General features: G+C 68.1%; 20 protein-coding genes. 10 read left to right on the forward strand and 10 right to left on the reverse strand.

What is annotated here, in order from left to right; genetic code table 11:
* Positions 1 to 92: 92 nt before the first annotated feature.
* A complete protein-coding gene (locus SK803_RS34215) occupies positions 93 to 1,109 on the forward strand; it encodes an RNA polymerase sigma factor (protein ID WP_319970316.1) in 1,017 nt (338 codons plus the stop codon).
* Between the two features lie 58 nt (positions 1,110 to 1,167).
* Positions 1,168 to 2,559: a hypothetical protein gene (locus SK803_RS34220; protein WP_319970317.1), complete on the forward strand. Its 1,392-nt coding sequence runs from the start codon at positions 1,168 to 1,170 to the stop codon at positions 2,557 to 2,559.
* Between the two features lie 101 nt (positions 2,560 to 2,660).
* On the opposite strand, the gene SK803_RS34225 is transcribed toward SK803_RS34220, so the two are convergent.
* A complete protein-coding gene (locus tag SK803_RS34225) occupies positions 2,661 to 3,026 on the reverse strand; it encodes a hypothetical protein (RefSeq protein ID WP_319970318.1) in 366 nt (121 codons plus the stop codon).
* 205 nt (positions 3,027 to 3,231) lie between these two features.
* Between SK803_RS34225 and SK803_RS34230 the strand changes: the two genes are divergently transcribed.
* A complete protein-coding gene (locus SK803_RS34230) occupies positions 3,232 to 3,900 on the forward strand; it encodes a DUF1345 domain-containing protein (RefSeq protein WP_319970319.1) in 669 nt (222 codons plus the stop codon).
* Between the two features lies 1 nt (position 3,901).
* Here the strand turns inward: SK803_RS34230 and SK803_RS34235 are convergent, their stop codons facing one another.
* The 6 genes from SK803_RS34235 to mrf all read right to left on the reverse strand — a co-directional run bounded on the left by SK803_RS34235 (position 3,902) and on the right by mrf (position 10,594).
* Positions 3,902 to 4,687 carry an MHYT domain-containing protein gene (locus tag SK803_RS34235; protein WP_319970320.1) on the reverse strand — a complete coding sequence of 262 codons (786 nt, stop codon included), beginning with the start codon at positions 4,685 to 4,687 and terminating at the stop codon, positions 3,902 to 3,904.
* A gap of 120 nt (positions 4,688 to 4,807) precedes the next feature.
* Complete coding sequence (locus SK803_RS34240; protein WP_319970321.1) at positions 4,808 to 5,821, reverse strand: cobalamin B12-binding domain-containing protein; 1,014 nt, start codon at positions 5,819 to 5,821, stop codon at positions 4,808 to 4,810.
* Complete coding sequence (locus tag SK803_RS34245; protein ID WP_319970322.1) at positions 5,818 to 7,203, reverse strand: PP2C family protein-serine/threonine phosphatase; 1,386 nt, start codon at positions 7,201 to 7,203, stop codon at positions 5,818 to 5,820. The genes SK803_RS34240 and SK803_RS34245 overlap by 4 nt, the downstream gene beginning before the upstream one ends.
* Positions 7,204 to 7,372: 169 nt before the next feature.
* On the reverse strand, positions 7,373 to 8,206 hold the full coding sequence (locus SK803_RS34250) for a PhzF family phenazine biosynthesis protein (RefSeq protein WP_319970323.1): 834 nt from the start codon (positions 8,204 to 8,206) through the stop codon (positions 7,373 to 7,375).
* 151 nt (positions 8,207 to 8,357) lie between these two features.
* Entirely contained in the window at positions 8,358 to 9,506 is a 1,149-nt protein-coding gene (locus tag SK803_RS34255; RefSeq protein ID WP_319970324.1) for a GTP-binding protein, read from the reverse strand.
* A complete protein-coding gene (gene mrf / locus SK803_RS34260) occupies positions 9,506 to 10,594 on the reverse strand; it encodes a ribosome hibernation factor-recruiting GTPase MRF (protein ID WP_319970325.1) in 1,089 nt (362 codons plus the stop codon). The genes SK803_RS34255 and mrf overlap by 1 nt, the downstream gene beginning before the upstream one ends.
* Before the next feature lie 73 nt (positions 10,595 to 10,667).
* On the opposite strand from mrf, the gene SK803_RS34265 reads away from it, so the two are divergent.
* From SK803_RS34265 to SK803_RS34285, 5 genes are all read left to right on the forward strand, one after another.
* Positions 10,668 to 11,285, forward strand: a complete 618-nt coding sequence (locus tag SK803_RS34265; RefSeq protein ID WP_319970326.1) for a DsbA family oxidoreductase — start codon at positions 10,668 to 10,670, stop codon at positions 11,283 to 11,285.
* A gap of 1 nt (position 11,286) precedes the next feature.
* Positions 11,287 to 11,640, forward strand: coding sequence for an STAS domain-containing protein (locus tag SK803_RS34270; RefSeq protein WP_319970327.1), 354 nt, complete (start codon positions 11,287 to 11,289; stop codon positions 11,638 to 11,640).
* 114 nt (positions 11,641 to 11,754) lie between these two features.
* Positions 11,755 to 12,888 (forward strand): BMP family lipoprotein, encoded by a 1,134-nt coding sequence (locus tag SK803_RS34275; RefSeq protein ID WP_319970368.1) that lies wholly within the window; start codon positions 11,755 to 11,757, stop codon positions 12,886 to 12,888.
* A 77-nt stretch (positions 12,889 to 12,965) separates the two neighbouring features.
* Positions 12,966 to 13,382, forward strand: coding sequence for a hypothetical protein (locus SK803_RS34280; protein ID WP_319970328.1), 417 nt, complete (start codon positions 12,966 to 12,968; stop codon positions 13,380 to 13,382).
* Between the two features lie 30 nt (positions 13,383 to 13,412).
* A complete protein-coding gene (locus SK803_RS34285; protein ID WP_319970329.1) occupies positions 13,413 to 14,000 on the forward strand; it encodes a histidine phosphatase family protein in 588 nt (195 codons plus the stop codon).
* Positions 14,001 to 14,181: 181 nt separating this feature from the next.
* On the opposite strand, the gene SK803_RS34290 is transcribed toward SK803_RS34285, so the two are convergent.
* The 3 genes from SK803_RS34290 to SK803_RS34300 are packed head-to-tail and all read right to left on the reverse strand — an operon-like array spanning position 14,182 to position 17,143.
* Entirely contained in the window at positions 14,182 to 15,507 is a 1,326-nt protein-coding gene (locus SK803_RS34290) for a PEP/pyruvate-binding domain-containing protein (RefSeq protein ID WP_319970330.1), read from the reverse strand.
* Positions 15,504 to 16,103: a transcriptional regulator gene (locus tag SK803_RS34295; RefSeq protein ID WP_319970331.1), complete on the reverse strand. Its 600-nt coding sequence runs from the start codon at positions 16,101 to 16,103 to the stop codon at positions 15,504 to 15,506. Before SK803_RS34295 ends, SK803_RS34290 begins: the two co-directional genes overlap by 4 nt.
* Positions 16,100 to 17,143: a TetR/AcrR family transcriptional regulator gene (locus SK803_RS34300; protein ID WP_319970332.1), complete on the reverse strand. Its 1,044-nt coding sequence runs from the start codon at positions 17,141 to 17,143 to the stop codon at positions 16,100 to 16,102. Before SK803_RS34300 ends, SK803_RS34295 begins: the two co-directional genes overlap by 4 nt.
* Before the next feature lie 124 nt (positions 17,144 to 17,267).
* Here SK803_RS34300 and SK803_RS34305 point away from each other — a divergent pair, with 124 nt between their 5' ends.
* Both SK803_RS34305 and SK803_RS34310 read left to right on the forward strand, forming a co-directional pair.
* Positions 17,268 to 18,068, forward strand: coding sequence for a nucleotidyl cyclase domain-containing protein (locus SK803_RS34305; RefSeq protein WP_319970333.1), 801 nt, complete (start codon positions 17,268 to 17,270; stop codon positions 18,066 to 18,068).
* Positions 18,069 to 18,177: 109 nt separating this feature from the next.
* Positions 18,178 to 20,295: a tetratricopeptide repeat protein gene (locus SK803_RS34310; RefSeq protein ID WP_319970334.1), complete on the forward strand. Its 2,118-nt coding sequence runs from the start codon at positions 18,178 to 18,180 to the stop codon at positions 20,293 to 20,295.

Genomic DNA, 20,295 nt, shown 5'->3' on the forward strand with positions numbered 1-20,295 from the left:
GTGCACCTGTGTAAATCCCCCTCGGTTACCCGAACAACTCTGGAGCACGACCGATGACAAGCTGTCCCGAGCATACGAGGCAGTGTGAATGCGTGAGTGTCGAGGTGCGGTCGAGTTTTGCCCTGACCTCGTCACCGCACTCGATTGAACAGCTTCAACCCGCGTCGGGACTTGGGCGTGCCGTAGCGCGCGACATGCGAGACGAAGCGGGGGCAGGATCGGCCGAATTTAGTGCCTCCGCCTCTGTCTCCGCATCGAATGTTGCAGGTGTGGATAGTCCACCTAACTCTGATGACGTCGATGTGGCTGAAGTACCCGCTGTGTTGGGTCTGGCCGATGAGCCCACCGTGAAGCTGCGGCCCTTGTCATGGCTGCGCAGCAACGATCCTGATCGTGACCTGGCTGTCTTGCGGGATGCGGCTGCGGTGGGCGTGGCCGATGACGTCATGGGGAGCCTTGAGGCGGACGAGGAGCTGTGTCAGGCACTGCGCTTGCGAGGTCCCGACAGTAAGTTCTGTGCCACGGTCCGTGATCGGTTGATCGCGCAATGCCAGCCGGTCGTCGAAGCGTGGCTGCGGTCCGGGGCGTTCTTCGTTCGCAGTGCCGAAATCGATCGACCTGTCGGCGAGGCGGAGAAGTTCTCATTCGACGAAATCGAGGATCTTGCCTCGGAGATAGTCTTTCACGCCGCAACCCGATTTTTCAACTACGGAGTTTTTGGCAAGGAATGGAGTTGTGACGGCGGCGCCTCTCTGAAGACATATTTTCTCAATGGGTGCACGCGTGAGTTTGCCAACGTGTTCCGCAAGTGGAAGCGGCGCAAGCTGGGATGGGAGGGTGTGCTCGTTGCGCCGGAGCTTGATCAGATTGCGGAAAGTGCGACCTGTGACGCCTCGCTGTATCGGGTCGACAACACTGACGTGCTGCGGCGAATCCTGGAGCGGTTGCACACGATGGAGAGAACGGTCCTGTACTGGCATTATGGGCTCTGCTACACCTATGCGGAAATTGCAAGTTTCCTGGGGCTGGACGCCGGGACAGTGATGACGATCTCCGCTCGCGCAATGCGCAAGGCGCGCAAAGAAGAGCTGGACGAAGGTTCGGAATGAAGCGGGCGGGCGTACGAGAAATCAGGGGAAACCGAGTCGAAGAACGGCGGATTCAGCGATGAGTGACATGATCCATGGTGCGGATGAGGAAGACTACCTCAACAAGTTGATCGCACGGTCGTCGTTGGGTGACGACGTCGGCAACGGCCTGGCGCGCCGAGTGTCCCGCCAGCGTCTCGGGCTGCTGGCGTACCGCATTCGGCAGAAGACCTCGCCGACTGCCATGGCTGCACCGGAGTCCGAGCCAGGGGAGAAGGAGACTTGCGACTTCGCTCGCGCGTTGGACGGATGGATCAATGCCGCGCGAGGCGGCAACACCCGCCACGTCGCAGGATTGACCAGGCTTCTCTGGACCGTCGCCACGACCGATCGGCACAACTACATGTCCCGGCGGCTGGCCGCCTACTTCATGCTCAGCACCCGCTCGTTCCCCGACCCCGGCGACGACAACCCCGTGATCGCCGCGCCGCTCGACGCACGTGGAGGTAAGCGGCGCAAGGAGGTTCTCGACGACATCGCCCTCGTCAGCACGTTGGAAGGACGGCCGCGGACCATCTGGCCGAACGAGATCGGGCCCAAGGTCGAGGAGTATCTCGACGAGATGCGGGACAGCCTGTACCACGTGGATCTGTGGCCGCATGCGTTCTGGCAACTGGTGGTGCTTTCGGGCGGCGCAGGCGATCAAGGCTCGAGGTCATTCTTGATGTTGTTCGTGTGGCGGGTGATCGACCCTGTCCAGATCGTGATGGACGGCACGCGAAGTATGAAGCTGGTGATCCACAACTGGTTGCAGGCGAACCGAAACGCTCTTTCTGAAGCATGGCGCGATGCCGCAGGAGGTGTCGTGGCGGAAGATGTCAAAAGAGGATTCAGTCAGGACCTTGCGTGGGCAGAAATGGGTGTCTCGGTCGCGGTTGAGATGCTGCCTGTGGACGCGATCGACGAGTTCGACTTATGTCCGGACTTGCCGTCGGTGCATGCCTTCATGTGGTCCGCGTTGCAGGACGAGCGCCGCTGGTTCGCCGGCACGACGCATCTGGTCGAGACGGAGTCGGGAAGCTCGCTTCATGCTATTGCGGAACGTCGCGCAGCAACCCGTCGCGCGGTCCTGGATTCGGCTCTGGTGCTGGCGGGGGACTCACCCGCCGACGCGCTGACCGCAAGGCTCGACATGCTGGACGTCGATCGTGGACTCGAGGTGGAGGCATCGGCGGAAGCCGAAACCGTGATGGCGCCGATCCCCGCTCACAGGAATCCGTCCTGGCCGGACAACAGGTCCGAATCACCTCGGCGTCGAACTCGACCGCCGTACAACGCGCAGACCGAAGGGTCTGAGCTGCGGAGCAATCAGCGAAGCTCGTGGGTTGTTCCCAGCGAGTTCACGGAGTCTGACGAGCTCGGTCTCAAGACGCCGGCGATGGCGACATTGGAGATGATGGACTGGCAGTAGTCGCCACGAGCTGAGGCGAAGAGGTCGACGGCGGGGTGTTGGCCGGTCACTGATCGGCCAACACCCGCCATCAGGTGTGGTGAAACTTTCAGAACCGACACTCACTGGTTGTCTTGAACGGTCGCTGTATCCGCAATGCTTTGCTCCTGGGTCAGTTCGGCAACCACGAGCGCCGCGAGCTTCTGCATTTTGCGGTCGTGCCTGCTGCGAATTTCACGCACGCCGCGTGCGATCCCGAGTCCCAGCGCTGAGGCCATGCTCACCGAGGCGCCAATCCAACCAGGGCTGATGCCCATGACCGTGGCGGAGCTGGTGGCCTGCACAATGATTCCGCACGGCAGCGCCGAAACGCACGCCAAGCCGATCACACGGTGAGGCTTGTCCACGACTCGGTAAAGCAGCCCGACAACCGTGGTCGGATCCTGTGAATCGCCGTCATTGTGCTTACCCGTGCCCATGACATCCATCCGGCTTGAGCCTCCGGGCTACTGCTGCATCCCGCGTAGGCGTTCAATCCGTTTAGGTCGTGGGCTGGCCCCAGGAATGAACTGGAGGTCTGTGGTTCACCTCACATCGCTTGCCGTTTGTGCGCCCGAGAGTTTGGAACGGTGATCAGCAACAGCTGGACGGGCGTCCGGGCTGTTCAGACTCGGCCGGAGTACCTTCGCCCGCATGCCGGATGATCTTCCGTCCCGACCGCCGACCGACGCCTTCGTCCTGGACCGGACCAAGGTCGTGGTCGCGGTGGCCGCGGGCCTCGTCGGCGGCCTGGTCGTCACGCTGAGCGGCCACGCCGAGTTCGGCCCGCTGGTCGGCTGGGACGTCGCCACGCTGGTCTACCTCGTGCGGGCGTGGCTGGTGATCTGGCCGATGGGCGCGGAGGAGACCGCGCAGCACGCCGTCCGCAACGACCCGACGCGCCGGGTCGCCGAGGTGGTGCTGATCGTGGCCGCGCTGGCGAGTCTGGTGTCGGTGGGCTTTGTGCTGGCTCGTGCCGCGCACACCAGTGGCTCGTCCGAACTCCTGCGGGTCGGGCTCGGTGTGTTGTCGGTCGTGTTGTCGTGGACGGTGGTGCACACGATCTTCACGCTTCGGTACGCCCGGCTGTATTACGCGGGGGCGGATGGTGGCGTGGACTTCAACCAGGCGGAGCCGCCGGACTACGGCGACTTCGCGTACGTCGCGTTCAGCATCGGGATGACGTTCCAGGTGTCCGACACCAGCCTGTCCGGCCGGGAGATGCGGCGGACGGCGTTGAAGCACGCCCTGTTGTCCTACCTGTTCGGCACCGGTGTGCTGGCCACGACGATCAACCTGGTCGCGAGCATCAGCAGCCAGTGACTCAGAACTGGCCGGACCGGCGTGCCTCGGTGCGGCGCAGGACCCGGTCGAGCAGTTCGGCGTCCTCGCGGCCTTCGTCGTCGGAGGAGGTGAGGGCGAGCAGGAAGATGATGAGCACGCTGAAGCCGGCGCCGCCGATGATCAACGACGTGATCAGGTCCTGGGAGTTGCTGGCCACGACATCGGCGGTGTGGTCGTGCGCCATGCTCATGGCGGACATGCCGGTGTAGTGCATGCCGGTGACGGCCAGTCCCATCACGAGCGAGGCGCCGAGGACGGCGAGGGGTCCGCTGACCTTCCTGGTGAACCAGAGTGCGACGGTCGCGGCGACGACGGCGATCACGATGGACAGTGCCACGATGGCGGGGTTGTAGCTGATTTCGGCACCGATCACGATCGCGGACATGCCGGTGTAGTGCATCGCGGCGACGCCGAGGCCGGTGACGAGCCCGCCCGCGATGAGCGGCCAGACGCGGGTGTCGCCGTTGATGCCGTACCGCCGGACCACGAACAGTCCTATGCCGACGACCACGATGGCGACGACCATGCTCAGCAACGTGATGGGGATGTCGTAGGCGACGGTCGCGCCCATCCAGGTGCCGAGCATCGCGGTGAAGTGCATGCCCCAGATGCCGAGCCCGCCGATCGACACCGCGGCCACCGACAGCCACCAGTTGCGGGTCGTCCTGTTCGCGTGCCGTGCGCGCTCGGCGGACAGGAGACCGAGGGCGGACCCGATGCACGCCACTAAATAGGCTGTGAGCGGCGTGAATGTCCCCATGTCCATGCGCGAGATGAAAACATTTCAAATCTATGGTTTCAAGGCCTGTGTGGACACTGACCTGCGGCAAGATCGGGCCGCGCGGGGTCGATCAGCGGTGATAGGGCTGTCGCATATCTCAGACAGTCATACGGAGAGCAACCTGTCCGGCTGGGCCAGCATCCGTTGTGCGCGCGGGAAGTCCCGCAGTTGCGCGGCGAGCAGGTCCAGCGCCGGTTCCAGCACCCGAGCGGGCACGCCGCGCGCGTTGAGCACCTCGCCGGTCCACGACAGGAACGCGCGGAACAGCGCGTCATCGTCCACGTACAGAGCGGTAGCAAGGAAATCCACGATGTGCGCGAGGTCCTCGGCCGTGTGCTGCCGTTGTTCGTCGCCGTAGGACTGCATGGCGGGCAGGCGTTCCTCCAGCCCGCGGTACACCGACCGCACCAGCTCGCCCGCGCTGCGCTTCACCAGCGTGTACTCCTGGTCGGCGAGATGCGGCAGGTCGTCGATCGGCTGGTGCGGCGCGTTCGGCACCGGCATCGTTTGGGACAGCAGCATGTCCGCGGCGGAGCGGGCGTCGGCGGCCCACGCGTTCGCGCCGAACCGTCGCGCGTGCCCGCCGTCCGCACCGAACGCCGCGCCGCCCACCATCACCGGTACGCCCGCCGCCTGGCACGCCGTCATCGTGGCGTGCGCGGACGGCAGCCGGGTGGCGATGGAACCGGACAACGCCACGACGTCCGGATTGGTCCTGTGCAGGTGCGTGATCAGGTGTGGTGCCGGTACCTGCGCGCCCAGGTAGTCGACGGCGAAACCGCGCAACGACAGCACTTCCGCCAGCAACCGCGCGGGCAACGCGTGCCACTCGCCGTCCACACAGGCCACGGTCACACGTCCGTGCACGGGTTCGCGCCGGGGTCTGGTGATCGACAACGCGGCGACCGCGCGCTCGTTGATCGCGGTGATCGCGTGCTCCTGGGCCACGCTGATCCGGTTCACGGCCCACTCCCGGCCGACCCGCTGTTGCACGGCACCGACGACGTCGAGCAACACGGTCTCGTAACCGAGGTCGTCGGCGGCCGCGAGCACCACGTCGGTCGCGCGGTGCTCGTCCCGGTCGAGCACGGCCTCCCACAGAGCGTCGACGGCCTTCACGATGTCCTCCTGCGCGGAGCGGTGATCGCGAGCACCGCCATGTCGTCGTGGACGCCGGCGCCGACCCACTGCGCCGCCAGCATGTGCACGTGCTCGACGAGCGCCTCGGCCGGCATGCCGCCGCAGAACCTCAGCGCGCGGCGCAGGCGGTCCTCCCCGAACTCCTCGTCGCCCAGCGGGCCACCGCAGGCCTCGGTGATGCCGTCGGTGTAGAGCAGGCACGAGTCGCCGGGCGCCAGTACCACCTCGTCGGTGGTCGTCGTGATCTCCGGCAGAATGCCGACCAGCGTGCCGCGGGTGCGGGCCACCTCGACCGAGCCGCCGGCCCGCACGATCAACGGCGGCAGGTGCCCGCCGCCGGTCAGCGTGACGCGCAGGCCCTCGTCGACGGGACGGACGGTGCCGACGACGGTGGTGATGAAGCGGGACTGGTCCGAGCTGAGCAGCGCCTGGTTGAGGGCCTGCAGCATCTGGTCGTGATCGGTCACCACCTGCAGCAGCGCGTGCAGCGCGGTGCGGACCTTGCCGGTCTGCGCGGCCGCGTCGAGCCCCTTGCCGCAGACGTCACCGAGCACGACGAACAGGTCGTCGCCGGGAAGTTCGTGCACGTCGTAGAAGTCGCCGCCGACGCGTTCGGTGTCGGCGGCGGCGCGGTACCGGCCGGCCAGTTCGACGCGGTCGTAGCGGCGCAGCGTCGGCGGCAGCAGGTCTCTGGTCAGCCGCTCCGTGATCACGGCCTGCTGGGTGAACAGGTGCGCCGCCGACATCGCCACGCCCGCTCGGGAGGCGAACAGCCGCGCGAACGACTCCTCGTCCTCGCTGAACGCCTTGTCCCGCCGCACGAGGATCAACGCACCGGCCGGCACGCCATGGCCGGGCAACGGCGTCACGACGATCGACACGCCGTCCTTCGCGAGCCACTCCGGCGCCACCGCCGGGTCGATCCACCGCGACGGCACGGGCGGGAAGCCGCGCAACGCCTCGCTGAGGCCCACGACCTCATCGACGTCGATGTGCTGCAACTCGTACGTCGCCGCTTCACCCCGGAGGCACCGCGTGACGGGATGGCCGTGGTTCGACTGCGGCGCGATCACCAGCGCCTCGTCCGCGAGGTGCGTGGCGGCCAGTTCGGCCACGACGGTCATGCACCGCTCGGGGTTGAGGGAGGTCATCAGGGCGTTGGACATCCGCGTGAGCAACGCGGCGCGCTCCCGTTCCAGGCGCAGGTCCGTCTCGTCGAGCAACCACCAGGTGACCGAGCCGTCCTCGTTGTCGACCCGGTGCGCGGCATAGCTGCGCTCGGCGATGCCCACGGACTCGCCGTGATGCCACCGCGGCGGGGGAACCTGCTGCGGGAAAAGGGATTTGGCTGCGTCGTTCATGCCATGCACGGCACCGGCGGCATTGACGACGAGTGCGGGGCACGGCGACCGCAACCAGCTGGATACCGCGACCACCAACCGATGTTCTCATCCGTTGCCGATCAAGAACAACGTTTGAGACTCGTGCGCCGCGGGTAGGCGGCACCTCAATGGGCGCGGTCCATGCAGCTCACAGTGCGACCTGGCCGGTGATGCCGAAAACCGTGTTGCCGCCGACCCAGATCTGCCCGTCATCGGCCTGGGAGAGGTGGATCCGTCCCCGGCGGCCCAGCCTGGTGCCCTGGGCTGCGACGTACTGCCGCTGGGCGATTCCCGCGGGGATGAGCCACTGCGCGATCGAGGCGTTGAGGCTGCCCGTCACCGGGTCCTCCTCGTACCGGCCGCCCTCGTTGATGAACGCCCGCACCTCGAACGCGGCCTCCCCGCCGTCCCGGTGCGGCCCGATCACGCCGATCCCCGTGAACTCGCCGAACCGGGCGTGGTCGGGTTCCACCGCGAGCACCGCCTCCGCGGAGTGCAGCAGCACCGCGACCCAGCCCGGCCCGTTGTCGGCCCACTGGGCGCCGGCGATCTCCTCCGGTGTGATCGCCAGCGCCGTGGCCAGCGCGGCGTGGTCCTCGACCGGACCGCTGCGCACGAGCGGCGGGGCGGCGAACGCCAGACGCGAGCCGTCGCGGCGCACCTCCACCAGCCCCGCACCGCATTCCTGCACCAGCAGGACGGGGTCGCGCGGGGTGTGCCCGGCGGCGAGCCACGCGTGGGCGGATCCGAGCGTCGGATGGCCCGCGAACGGCAGCTCGCGGCTCACCGTGAAGATCCGCACCCGGTAGTCGGCGGCGGGGTTCGCGGGAGGGAGCAGGAACGTGGTCTCGGCCAGGTTCGTCCAGTTCGCGAACGCCGCCATCTCCTCGGTGGTGAGGCCTTCCGCGTCGTGCACGACCGCGAGCGCGTTGCCCTTCGTGAACTCGTCGGTGAACACGTCGACCTGGCTGAACGTCCGCATGAGTCCGAAGCTAGCCGAAATCGGGCAGTGTCAACGCGGAGTGCTGCCGCACCTCATGCAACTGGGCACCGTGCTCAACCGCAGCCAGCTGGTCGAGCGGGCGATGGAGCACGTGGGCATCCCGGCTGCTCAGCCGGTTCGTGGACGATCTTCAGGCGAAGGTCGCGGACCTCGGGCCGTGATCGTGCAGGTCGCTGAAGTCCCACTCCGGCAACGGATCCTCGAACGTCAGCCACGCCTGCGGGCCTGCCGCCAGTTCGGCGTCGGTGAGCAGCGCGGGATCCAGGCGGCGGGCCGGTTCGTCCACGTCGAGACCGACGCCGATGAACACCAGCTCCTGCCGGGCTTGAGGTGCGTCCAGCAGCTGACCGGGCTCGAGCGCCAGGTTGGGTCCGGCCTGTGACCACACGGCCAGCACGTCCGGCCGGGTCGCGATGTGGCAGAAACCCTTGCTGCGCAACACTCCCTCCCAGTCGGTCAGTGCCTCCACCAGACGGGCGGGGTGGAACGGCCTGGACGCGCGGTAGGTGACCGACCTGATCCCGTACTCCTCGGTCTCCGGGGTGTGCCCGCCCGCGAGCTCCTGGGCCCAGCCGGGTGCCTGTGCGGCGGTGATCGGGTCGTAGCGGCCGGTGTCGAGCACCTCGGCCAGGTCGACGACGCCCTGACGCGCGTGCAGCAGACGGGCGGACGGGTTGAGCCGCCGCAGCACGGCGTCGAGGGTCGCGATCTCGGCAGGCGTGACGAGGTCGGTCTTGTTCACCACCAGCACGTCGGCGAACTCGACCTGGTCCACGAGCAGGTCCGAGATCGTGCGCTCGTCGCCGTCGGCGGCGGCCAGGTCGCGCTCGGCCAGCGGGTCGCCGGTGGTCAGCTCGCGCAGGAAACCCGCCGCGTCCACCAGCGTCACCATCGTGTCGAGTCGCGCGTGGTCGGAGAGGCTCGTGCCGTCGTCGAAAGTCCAGTCGAACGTCGCCGCGACCGGCATGGGCTCCGAGATGCCGGTGGACTCGATCAGGATCGTGTCGAACCGGCCGGAGCGCGCCAGCTCGCCGACGCTGTCGAGCAGGTCCTCCCGCAACGTGCAGCAGATGCAGCCGTTGGTGAGCTCGACCAGCCGCTCGGTGGTGCGGTCGAGCGTGCCCTGACCCGCGACCAGCGCGGCGTCGATGTTGACCTCGCTCATGTCGTTCACGATCACCGCGACCCGCCTGCCGTCGCGGTTGGCGAGCACGTGGTTGAGCAGCGTCGTCTTGCCGGAGCCCAGAAAGCCGGACAGGACGGTCACCGGGGTGCGCATCAGAGTTCCATCTCCTCGTGCCAGTCCGCGAACGGGTCGGCGAAGTCGAGCTCGGCGATCAGCGCGAGCTCCTCGTCGGTGACGAGCGCCGCCCGCAGAGTCGCGACGATCTCCTCGGGGTCGGCGAACCTGGTGATCACGACGATCTCCTGGTCGCGGTCGCCGTAGTACGGGTCCCACCGCAGCGAGGCGGCCGCGCGCCGGTCGTCGCCGGCCTCCGCCCAGTCGTCGGTCGCCGCGAGCCACGGGCCGAGGTTGCCCACGCGCAACCCGCCGCCCGCGGACTCGAGCCACAGCGCCTCGTCGGGCTGGCTGGCCAGCCACACCCGGCCACGCGCGCGCACCACGCCGTCGAGCAGCACGTCGATGGAGTCGTGCAACCGCATGGGGTGGAACGGGCGCCGTTCGGTGAAGTGGACGACGGACACGCCGTGCGCCGGTTCCAGCGGCGGTTGCCCGTACAGCAGCGGACCGAACCCGTCGTCGACCTCGCCGCGTCGTGCGGTGGCGGGAATCGCGCCGAGCAACGCGCTGACGTCCAGTTCGTCCAGCTTCTGCCGGGGCGCCTGCGGGGAGAGCCGGTCGAGCACCGCCGCCAGGGCCGGGTCGCTGTCGCCGGTCAGGACCAGCGCGTCGGCGAACTCCGCCTGCCCGACCACGACCTGCGCCACCGACCTCTCGTCACCCTCCGCCGCGCGCATGCCCCGGTCGGCGAGCGAGTCGGTGCCGGTCGCGTCGGCCAGCCAGGTAGCGCTGTCGATCACCGTCACCACGGCGTCGACCTGTACCTCGGTCTCGCTGAGTGCGAAGCAGACGGCCTCCGGTTCGAGCACCGGGTCCAGATGCACGATCACCGGCCCGTCCAGTTCCAGGAGCAGGGGAACGAGGTCCAGGCGCAGCGTGCACGACACGCACCCGTGCGCGAGTTCCAGCACGGTGAGCCGGCCGTCCACCCAGCGCCGCACCACACCGTCGGCCAGGCCGCTCAGGTCGTGCCTGACCAGCACCGACTGCGGTGCCGCCCGCCAGAGCTCATCCGCCACGTCGTGGGGAGTGAACCCCGCTACCAATACGACCCGCGCTGCCATGGGTCGCAGCGTACATGACAACGATTATCGTTTCTGATGAGAGGCTGAGCCGGTGACATGACATGATCGAACAATGCAGGTCGAGTTCTGGGCTGACGTAATCTGCCCGTGGTGCTACATCGGCAAGGCGCGTTTCGAGCGGGCGCTGGCCGGGTTCGAGCACCGCGCCGAGGTCACCGTGGTGCACCGCGCCTTCGAGCTGGATCCGGGCAGAGACACCGTCGAACCGGTGAAGGAGATGCTCGCCACCAAGTTCGGCCCGCGTGCGGGTGAGATGGAGGACTCCGTCGCCCAGCTCGCGCGCGACGAGGGCCTCGAGTACCGGCTCGACCGCGAGGTGGGCAACACCTTCGACGTGCACCGGCTGCTGCACCGGGCGGGGGAGCGCGGCCTTCAGCCGGAGCTCCTCAACGCCGTGCTGCACGCCAACTTCGGCGAGGCGCGCTCGTTGTTCGCCGCGGACTCGCTGACCGGGATCGCCACCGAGGCAGGTCTCGACCCCGCCGACGTCCGTGCCGTGCTGGACGATCCCACCGCTCATGCCGACGCAGTGCGCGCTGACGAGCAACGCGCTCGCGACTTCGGCGTCACCGGCGTTCCGTTCGTGGTCGTCGACGAACGCCTCGCCGTCGCCGGTGCTCAGCCGGCCGAACTGTTCGAGCGTGCGCTGAACCAAGCCTGGGAGGCCTGACGTGGACGAGGGCACCGCACCGCCGTTGAAGGTCGACACCGAGCAGCTCGACGCCGCTGTCGTGCTGCGCGCTGAAGGCGAAGTCGACTCCTACACGGCGGATCTGTTGCGCGACAAGCTGTCCACGGCGTTCAGCGCCGGACTGCCGGTCGTGCTGGACCTCAGTGCCGTCGCGTTCTTCGCGTCGGCGGGCCTTTCCGTGCTCGTGGAGTACCACCAGCTCGGCGAAGAACGCGATACGCCGCTGCGTCTGGTGACTCCGGCGGGAAGCGTGTTGCGCGCGCTGCGGGCCACCACGCTGAACGAGACGCTGGAGCTGTACTTCAGCCTGCCCGAGGCGCTCGCGGGGCGTTAACTCCAGCCGAACTCCGTTCCCAGTTGGTGAACTGCCGTCCCAAACGATCACCGCGAGCGGTAGCTTTCCCCCTGAGAAGCCTCAGGGGGAAGGAGATTTGCTTTGCGCCGTCATCTGCGTGGCACCGCCGTTGCCGCGATCGCGCTGACCAGCCTCATGGTGGTGAGCGCCTGCGCGAAGGACTCGGGCGGGGGCGCCGCCGGGACGACCAACGCCGCCGGTGCGGGGTGCGAGTTCGCGGCACCGCCGAGTGCGCCCGCCACCTCGACCACCAGCGCCGCCAACGGTGAGAAGGTCGACGGGAGCGCGCTGAAGATCGGCCTTGCCTACGACATCGGTGGTCGTGGCGACGCGTCGTTCAACGACCTCGCCGCCGCCGGGTTCGAGCGGGCCACCAAGGAGATGGGGATCAAGAAGGAGAACGCCCGCGAGGTGTCCGCCGCCCCGAACGAGGACGAGGCCGCCAAGCAGGGCCGGCTGCGCCAGCTGGCGTCCGAGGGGTTCAACCCGATCATCGGCGTGGGTTTCGCCTACACCGAGTCGATGAAGGTCGTCGCGCCGCAGTTCCCGAACGTCAAGTTCGGCCTGGTCGACTCGGCGGTGGAGGGCGCTGCCAACGTCACGCCGCTGGTGTTCGCCGAGCAGGAGGGGTCGTTCCTGGCGGGCGTAGTCGCCGCGTACCAGAGCAAGAACTGCCACGTCGGCTTCGTCGGCGGCGTGGACATCCCGCTGATCCACAAGTTCGAGGCAGGCTACTACCAGGGTGCGAAGACAGCCGCGCCTCAGGTCAAGATCGACAAGAAGTACATCACCCCTGCCGGTGACTTCACCGGCTTCCAGGACCCGCCGAAGGGCCAGGAGGCTGCGAAGGGCCTGATCGACAAGGGTGCGGACGTCGTCTACCCCGCCGCGGGCTCGTCCGGCCTCGGCGTCTTCGCCGCGGCGAAGCAGTCGGGCGTGCTGGCGATCGGGTGCGACGCCGACCAGTACAACCAGCCGGCGCTCGCGAACAACCGGGACGTCATCGTCGCGTCGAGCCTCAAGCGCGTCGACGTCGCGGTGTTCGACTTCTTCCGCGCCGCGGCCAAGAACGACCTCGCGTCGCTGCCGAAGGTCTTCGACCTCAAGGTGGACGGGGTCGGGTACGCGGCGTCGGGTGGCAAGGTCGACGCCAAGCTGCAGGGCATCCTCGAGGGCTACAAGGCCCAGATCATCGAGGGCAAGATCAAGGTGTCGGACCGGCCGTAGCCGCTGCCCAGGGGCCGGTCGCGCGGGTGCGCGGCCGGCCTCTGTCACGAATCGGTCCGGTGGCTCGTCCGCATGGCATGAAACTGCTGCTTGACCGGATCAGCCTCGCGTTCATCGCGCTGACGTCCGCGTACGTCGGGTGCTACGCCTACTTCGCCACGGAGTCCTGGTACGCGAACTTCCCGGGCCTAGGACTGCGGTGGCTGCCGCAACTCGGCCCGTACAACGAGCACCTCGCCAAGGACGTCGGCGCGGCCAATCTGGCGTTCACCGCGCTGGCCCTGGTGGCGCTGGCCAATGTCAAGAAGCCGATGGTCGTGCAGCTGGCGGGCGCCGCTCTGCTCGTGTTCAACGTCCTGCATTTCGCCTATCACCTGACGATGCTGCACATGTACGAGCCGCGGGACCAGGTGCTGAACGTCGTGTTGCTGTCGCTGCTGGTCGTGCTGTCGTTGATTTTGGTGATCCCGTCCCGCCGGATTCAGATGTTGTGAACATCTGGATGACGTGAATATCCTGACGGTATGGCGACTCGGCATCTGTACGTGGTGCGGCACGGCGAGGCGGACCCGTTCGGAGAGCTGACCGAGGTCGGGCGGCGGCAGTCGCACCTCCTCGGCGAACGGCTGGCGGGCCTGCCGATCGACGTCGTGTGGCACTCGCCGCTGTCACGGGCGGTGCGGTCGGCTCATGCGGTGGGGGAGCACCTGCCGGGCGTGCCGGTGCGGGAAGCGGCCGAGCTCGTCGACCACGTGCCGTACGTGCCGCGGAACCCGCCTGCCACGTGGGCGGGTTTCTTCGACGGGTACGACGCCGAGGAGGCCGCTGCCGGTGCGCGCGTTGCCGAGGCGTTGGTCGGCCGGTTCGCTCGGCCTGCCGACGTGGAGACGCACGAGGTCCTGGTGACGCACGCCTATCCGGTGGCGTGGCTGGTGCGGCACGCGCTCGGCGCGCCGCCGGAGCGCTGGCTGGGACTCGACTGCGGGAACACGGCGTTGACGGTGATCGAGCATCGAGCTGGGCTGGCGCCAACTTTGGTGGTGTACAACGACATGGGCCACCTTCCGGCGGAGCTGCGGTGGACGGGGTTCGGCGCGGGCATGCGGCCCTAGTTGGTACGGGGGACGGCGCTGGGTCGCTGGGGTTCGGCGCGGGCGTGCGGTGCTAGTTGGCACGGAGGACGGCGGGGCTGTGCTGGGTCGCTGGGCTTCGGCGCGGGTGTGCAGCCCTAGTTGGCACGGAGAATGGCGGAGGCCGCGCTGAGTCGCTGGGCTATGGCGCGGGTGTGCGGCGCTAGTTCTTGCGGAGGACGGAGTGGGCGGCGCTGAGGCGTTCGGCTTCGTCTCGTTCCGTGCGGTCGCCCGACACGTCGTCGGCCCACTCGAGCAACCGGCGCAGGTGCCCGTCGGCCGCCGTGGTGACGACGCGTTGACGGCCCAGGGCCACTTCACCGCTGGTGCCGTCGATGGTGACGAGCGTGCCTTCGTCGACGGTGTGTCCGCCGACGCTCATCTCACCCGCGCCGACGACGAGGTCGGCGATCCCCACGACGGCGGGCTTTCCCATCGCCCGGGCCACCACCGCGGCATGGCTCGCCGGTCCGCCGCGGGCGGTGATGACGATGCCGGTGGCGGCCGCGAGTCCGCGCATGTCGTGCGGGGAAGTTTCCGGTCGCACAAGGACAACGGGGCCGTCCACGCTCATGCGCACCGCACTGTCGGTGGTGGTAGCCACTCGGCCGGACGTGACACCCGGACACGCGCCCAACCCTCTGGCCAGGACGTGGTCCGCGACCATGCGCGGCGTGCGGACGTGCCGGAGGTGCTGCGGCGAAACCCTGAGCAGTGCTTCCCGGCGGTCGATCACGCCTTCGTCGGCGAGGTCGGTGGCGACGCGGACCGCGGCGGCGCCGACGAACCGGCCCGGGCGGACCTGCAACAACCACAGTTCGCCTGCCTCGAAGGTGAACTCGACGTAGCAGGCGTCGAGGTAGTGGCCCTCGATGTGACGCAAGGCATCGAGCAAACCATTGTGCACCAAAGGTTCTCGATCGAGGTGCGATAGCGGTTCGGTCAGCGCTCCGCCGGAGACGACAGCGTCACCCCGGTGTCCGAAAAGGACCTCCCCGAACGGCGTGTTCGCGCCGGTGTTGGGGTCGCGGCTGAACGCGACGCCGGTGCCGCTGTGCTCGTCGAGGTTGCCGAAGACCATCGCCTGGACAATGACGGCCGTGCCCAGGTCGTGCGGGATGTCGTGCAGCTCGCGGTAGGTCTGGGCACGCGGCGTGTTCCACGACGAAAAGACCGTCGCGACCGCGTGGTCGACATCCCTGTCGAGATTCAGGATCGTGTTCATCATGCCGGGCATCGACACACTGGCCCCGGACCGAACGGACACCGCGGGAGCGTTGAGAGCGGCCATCGCAGCGGCGAGCTCATCGTCGAGCCCGTCAGGAAACCGCCCGTCGCGCAGAAACGCGCGGCACGCCTCGGTCGTGATCACAAACCCCGGCGGCACCGGCAAACCGAGGCGGCGCAACACCAACAGTCCATGTGCCTTGCCTCCCACCACTTCCGCCGTCTCGTCGACCTGAGCGGACAGCGGCCGAATCCACCTCATCGCGGGATCCCCAGTGTGGCCAGCAGATCTTCGTGCAGTTCGGCCCACACCGCGTGGTACGAACCGATGTCGTCGGCCACACGCCCCAATTCGCCGGCGTCAGCGCGTTTCAGGGCCTCCGCCAGACGGATCCGGTATCTGTCGAACCGAGGCAGGGCAGCGGACAACTTGTGGCACACGACGAGAGCGCGCTCGTGGAACTCGGCGAACCGAGCGAGAACGCGGGCGTCATAGGCGCGATCGCGATGGTCGTTGGCGATCATGACGCCGTCGACCGAACGAAGCTGCCACGCCGTGCAAAGGTCGAGCAACTCCGGGTTGAGCACCATAAAACCGTCGAACGCCGAAGTGAGCGCGGGCCGAGCACCCGCCGACTCCAGCTCGCCGGTGATCCGCTCGGCGTCCGCGACCCGACCGGCGTCCGTCAGCCCCCACCCACCGAACTCGCCGGGCGAATGCGTGACCAGGCCGGCCACCGCCAGGTCGATCAACTCGGACTCCACATCGGACTCAGCCAGCCCAACCGCGTCAGCGATGCGCGGACAGCCCGCGAAACCGATGCAGCGCAACGTGTGCAACACCAGCAGGTCGTTCATGAGCCCGCCGCGGCGTGGGCCGCGCCCCGCCCGTGAGCACGAGCAACGATCGCCCCACCCTGAACCCGCATCGCCGCCTCGGTCTCATCACCGGCATCGTCGAGCCCGAGCGCGGTGGCAACCGCAGCGTCGTCGTCCAGCACGATCCGCAGCGACGGCAACGGAAGCACGCGCCGCAGACATCCCATGAGATCGGCGATCCGCAGCCGCACGAGCCTGCCGATCTCGGCGGCATCGCTCACGACGACCACCACCGTCACCTGCTCACCGGCCCGGGCAGCCCGAAAAGCTTCCTCCGCGGCACCAAGACGCCCAGCTCCCAGCACCGCGACCAGACCGTCAACGGCAAGATCGACCGGCTCCCCGCCGACCAGATCAACAAGATCAGCGGGCGCCACCCAGCTCTCCCGGCAGGGCCGCGCCGGCTTGACGAACGCCAAATACGGCGGCGCCCAGGCATCCGCGAGACCGAGCCCGGCCAAGTGCTGACACGCGAGCACCAGGTCGAACGGGTCACCAGAACCCGGCGCGGTGTCGGCAAGTTGTCCCGCACCGCCCAACAGCGTGAGCACCAGCGAGGCGAGCCGAACCCGCCGCTCCGACGTCCCGCCCTCCAACGCGGCGCCGAGCAAGAACGCCTCCAGCCCGGCGAGCTGCGCCAGCACCGCCCGCCCGTGGTCGTCGTCGAAAACACCCGTGAGCGACCGCAGTTGCAGCCGGCCGCCCGAGGCCGTCTCACCGGCCAGGGGCAACCGCTCCAGCCACGCCCTGGCGAACGCGCCCAGCGCCTCCTCCATCGAGGCGGGCTCCGGCGACCCGTCGGCGGACGTGCCCTCGACCAGGTCGATCAGCACCGCCAGGTACAGCGCCCGCTTGCTGGGGAAGTTCGAGTACACCGCGCCCCGCGTCAGCTCGGCGCGCTCGGCGATCCGGTCGATCTTCGCCGCCGCGTAGCCGTGCTCCGTGAACTCTTCCTTCGCCGCTGCCAGCACGGACGCACGCGTGCGCTCCTGCTGCTGCACCCTGGTCAGCCTCACCATGGCACCACGATACTCACATCATTCAGATGTTCTCAACATCTGAGTGGCCGAGTTGTCTCGCCTGAGCTCCGCTGTACAGCGTGATGGCACTGGTGAACGATCGGACGGATTCGGAAGGAGCCGCATGCCTGACCATGACGAGCCGATCGACCTGCCGCCTTATCGCGCGGTCCTGGTGTTCGACACCAAGGACTTCGGCAGCAACACGGACCCGAACCAGGAGCTGCTGGCGGGAATGATCCCGGACGTTGTCGCCTTGGCGTTCGAACGCATCGGGCTCATCGAGGTCTGGCGGGGCGCGCTGTTCCCTCACAACACCGGGGACGGGTTCGGCATCGGGTTCGCCACGCGTCACCTGCCCGCGGTGGTCAGCGACCTGTTCGACGCGCTGCAGGACGTGCTGGCCGAGCGGGATGCCAGGCTTCGTGAGCGCAGGCCGAGCGCGAGGTTGCGCATGCGCGCGAGCCTGAACGTCGGCCCTGTGCGCGAGGGCGACACCGGCGGCGACTCGGCCGTCGTGGGAGGCACGGTGATCACCACTCATCGGTTGCTCGACGCGGCGCCGGTGCGCGACGTGCTCACCCTGTCGGATCCCGAGGAGACCTTTCTGTCCGTCGTGCTCTCCCAGCGAGTGTTCGAGGACGTGGTGGCCAGCGGTTACGCGACGCTGCACCCGTCGCGGGTGGTGCAGAGGACGGTCGAGATCAAGGAGTTCGCCGGCACCGTCTACCTGTACGTGCCGAAGCTCAGCGGCAGGCTGCTGGAGCACGGGATCGGCGAGGAGCAGCCGATGGCGGCCGTCGCAGAGGCGGAACAAGACCGGTTTTCGCGGGCCCTGCCCGTCACCAACGTCATGACCGGCACGCACGTCGGGCCCTCGATTCAGATCGGTCATCTGAAAGGCGGACTGCACAACAAGATGTGAACCGGCCCGCGCTGTCACCTGGCTCCTTCGCCGATGTCCCCGGTACGGGTGCTGAAATCCCCGCTCGTGATCGTCACGATGGAGGTGTCGACTACCAGGAGGCAGTGGAATGGGTGATGCGGTGCCGCTAGATGGCGTCTCGGTCGTCAACCACTTGCATCAGGGGCAGGGGGTGGTCGCGCAGGTCGGTGTCGTCCATGGTGACTTCCACGTGTCCGCGGCGAAGGGCAGCATGCCGGTGCCGCAGCAACTTCCGGCCGGAACTGCGCATTTCACCGGGCGGGAAGCGCAGTTGCGTCGGCTGGACCAGCACCTGCTGAGCAGTTCGCGGCTTCCTTCCGTGGCGGTGATCTCCGGTGCCGCGGGCGTCGGAAAGTCCGCGCTCGCCGTGCATTGGGCCCACCGGGTAACGGGGCGCTTCCCCGGCGGGCAGCTGTTCGCCGACCTGAGCGGGTTCGGGCCGGACGCACCCGCGTTGCCCGCCACTACGTTGTCGGCCTTTCTGCGAGCGTTCGGCGTGGCGCGCCCCGACGAGTGGGTCGACCTGGCCGAACGCGCGGCTCACCTGAGGACGCTGCTGAGCGGACGCCACGTCCTGCTCGTGCTCGACAACGTCCGCTCGGCGGAGCAGATCCGCTCGCTCCTGCCGGGGTGTGGCACCTGCGCGGTCGTGGTCACCAGCCGGAATCGGCTGACCAGCGTCGCCGTCCAGCACGCTGCGCTGAACGTCGAGCTGAAATCCTTGTCAGTCGGCAAAGGCGTCGAGCTGCTGTCCCGGACCATCGGCGCCCGTGTGGCGGGAGAGCCGTCGGCGGCGGCTCGAATCGTCGACCAGTGCGGAGGGCTACCGCTGGCGTTGACCGTGCTCGCGCACCACACGGCCGTCCGTCCCGCCCTCCGGCTGAGGGAACTGGCCACCGAACTGGAGAACCACCAACGGCGACTCGACGTCCTCAGCAGTGACGATCCGATGTTCTCGGTTCGGGCAGCGCTCTTCCGGTCCTACCGCGGCCTCGCGGCCGGACCTGCCTCCGCGTTCAGGCTGTTCGGTCGCCTGCCTGGCCGGCTGCTCGACGCGGAGGCGTTCGCGGCGGCGATGGGGGCGGACGTCACAACGGCGACTGAGACGCTGAACGAACTGGTGGGGGAACACCTGGTGGTGGAGCCAAAACCCGGCAGGTACTCGACGCACGACCTCCTCCGGGCGTACGCGGCGGAATTGGGCGACGAGCACGCCGACGACTCCGGCGCGGTGCGCAGGCTGTTCGACCACTACCTCGCGACCGCGGTGCGAGCCGATCGTCTGATCACACCGAACAGGTTTCAGGTGGCGGACTCCGCGGCCGCCGACCTCTCGGTGGGACTTGTTCCCGCAGATGCCGAAGGCGCGCGGAATTGGATGCGATCGGAGTTGGCGACCCTCGTCGCCCTGTTCCAGGTCGACGATCCGGCGCTGGACAGCCATCTTTGGCAGCTCGCCTACACGCTGCGCGGCTACTTCTACCTCTCGCGTGAACTCGACGCATGGCTGCACACACACGACGTCGCGTTGCGGGCGACGCTGCGCCTCGGAGATGGACGAGCCGAGGCCATCACGCGCAACAACCTCGGCATGGTGCTCGCGGCCGTGCGGCGACTGGACGAGGCAGCCGAGCAGCACCACGCGGCTGGGGCGTTGTTCGAGGCGCTCGGTGATCGCCGTGGTACGAGTGACAGCCTTGCCAACCTCGGCGCGGTGCTGAGCAGGCAGCGGCGCTTCGAGGAAGCCTTGTGGCATCAACAGAAAGCGTTGAGCTACTACCTCGCCGACGGACTTGCCCGCAACAGCGGCATCACCTTGCGGAGCATGTCGAACGCTCATGCCGCACTCGGGCAACTCGGCGACGCGGTTCGTTGCGCGGAGGAGGCACTCAGCCTCGCGCTTGTGGGCAAGCACGACATGGACATCGCTCAAGCTGCCAACACCCTTGGTGCCGCACGGGAAAGAGGTCAGGACCACGTGCGCGCCGAGGTCGCACTGAGGCAGGCCCTGACCCATGCCGAGCGCTGTGGCAGCGTGCACGAACAAGCGAAGGCACGTTGGGCTCTGGGCAGAGTTGCCCTGGCGACAGGGAATATCGCCGACGCGGAGAGCTCGCTCCGCGCGGCACTGGCGTTCTACCAACGTGTTGACTCACCGTTCGCCGATTCCGTGTCGAATGTACTGGCCGGACTCGCCAAGCGGTGA

Source organism: Lentzea miocenica, from assembly GCF_033949945.1.
GTDB classification, from domain to species: Bacteria; Actinomycetota; Actinomycetes; order Mycobacteriales; family Pseudonocardiaceae; genus Lentzea; species Lentzea miocenica.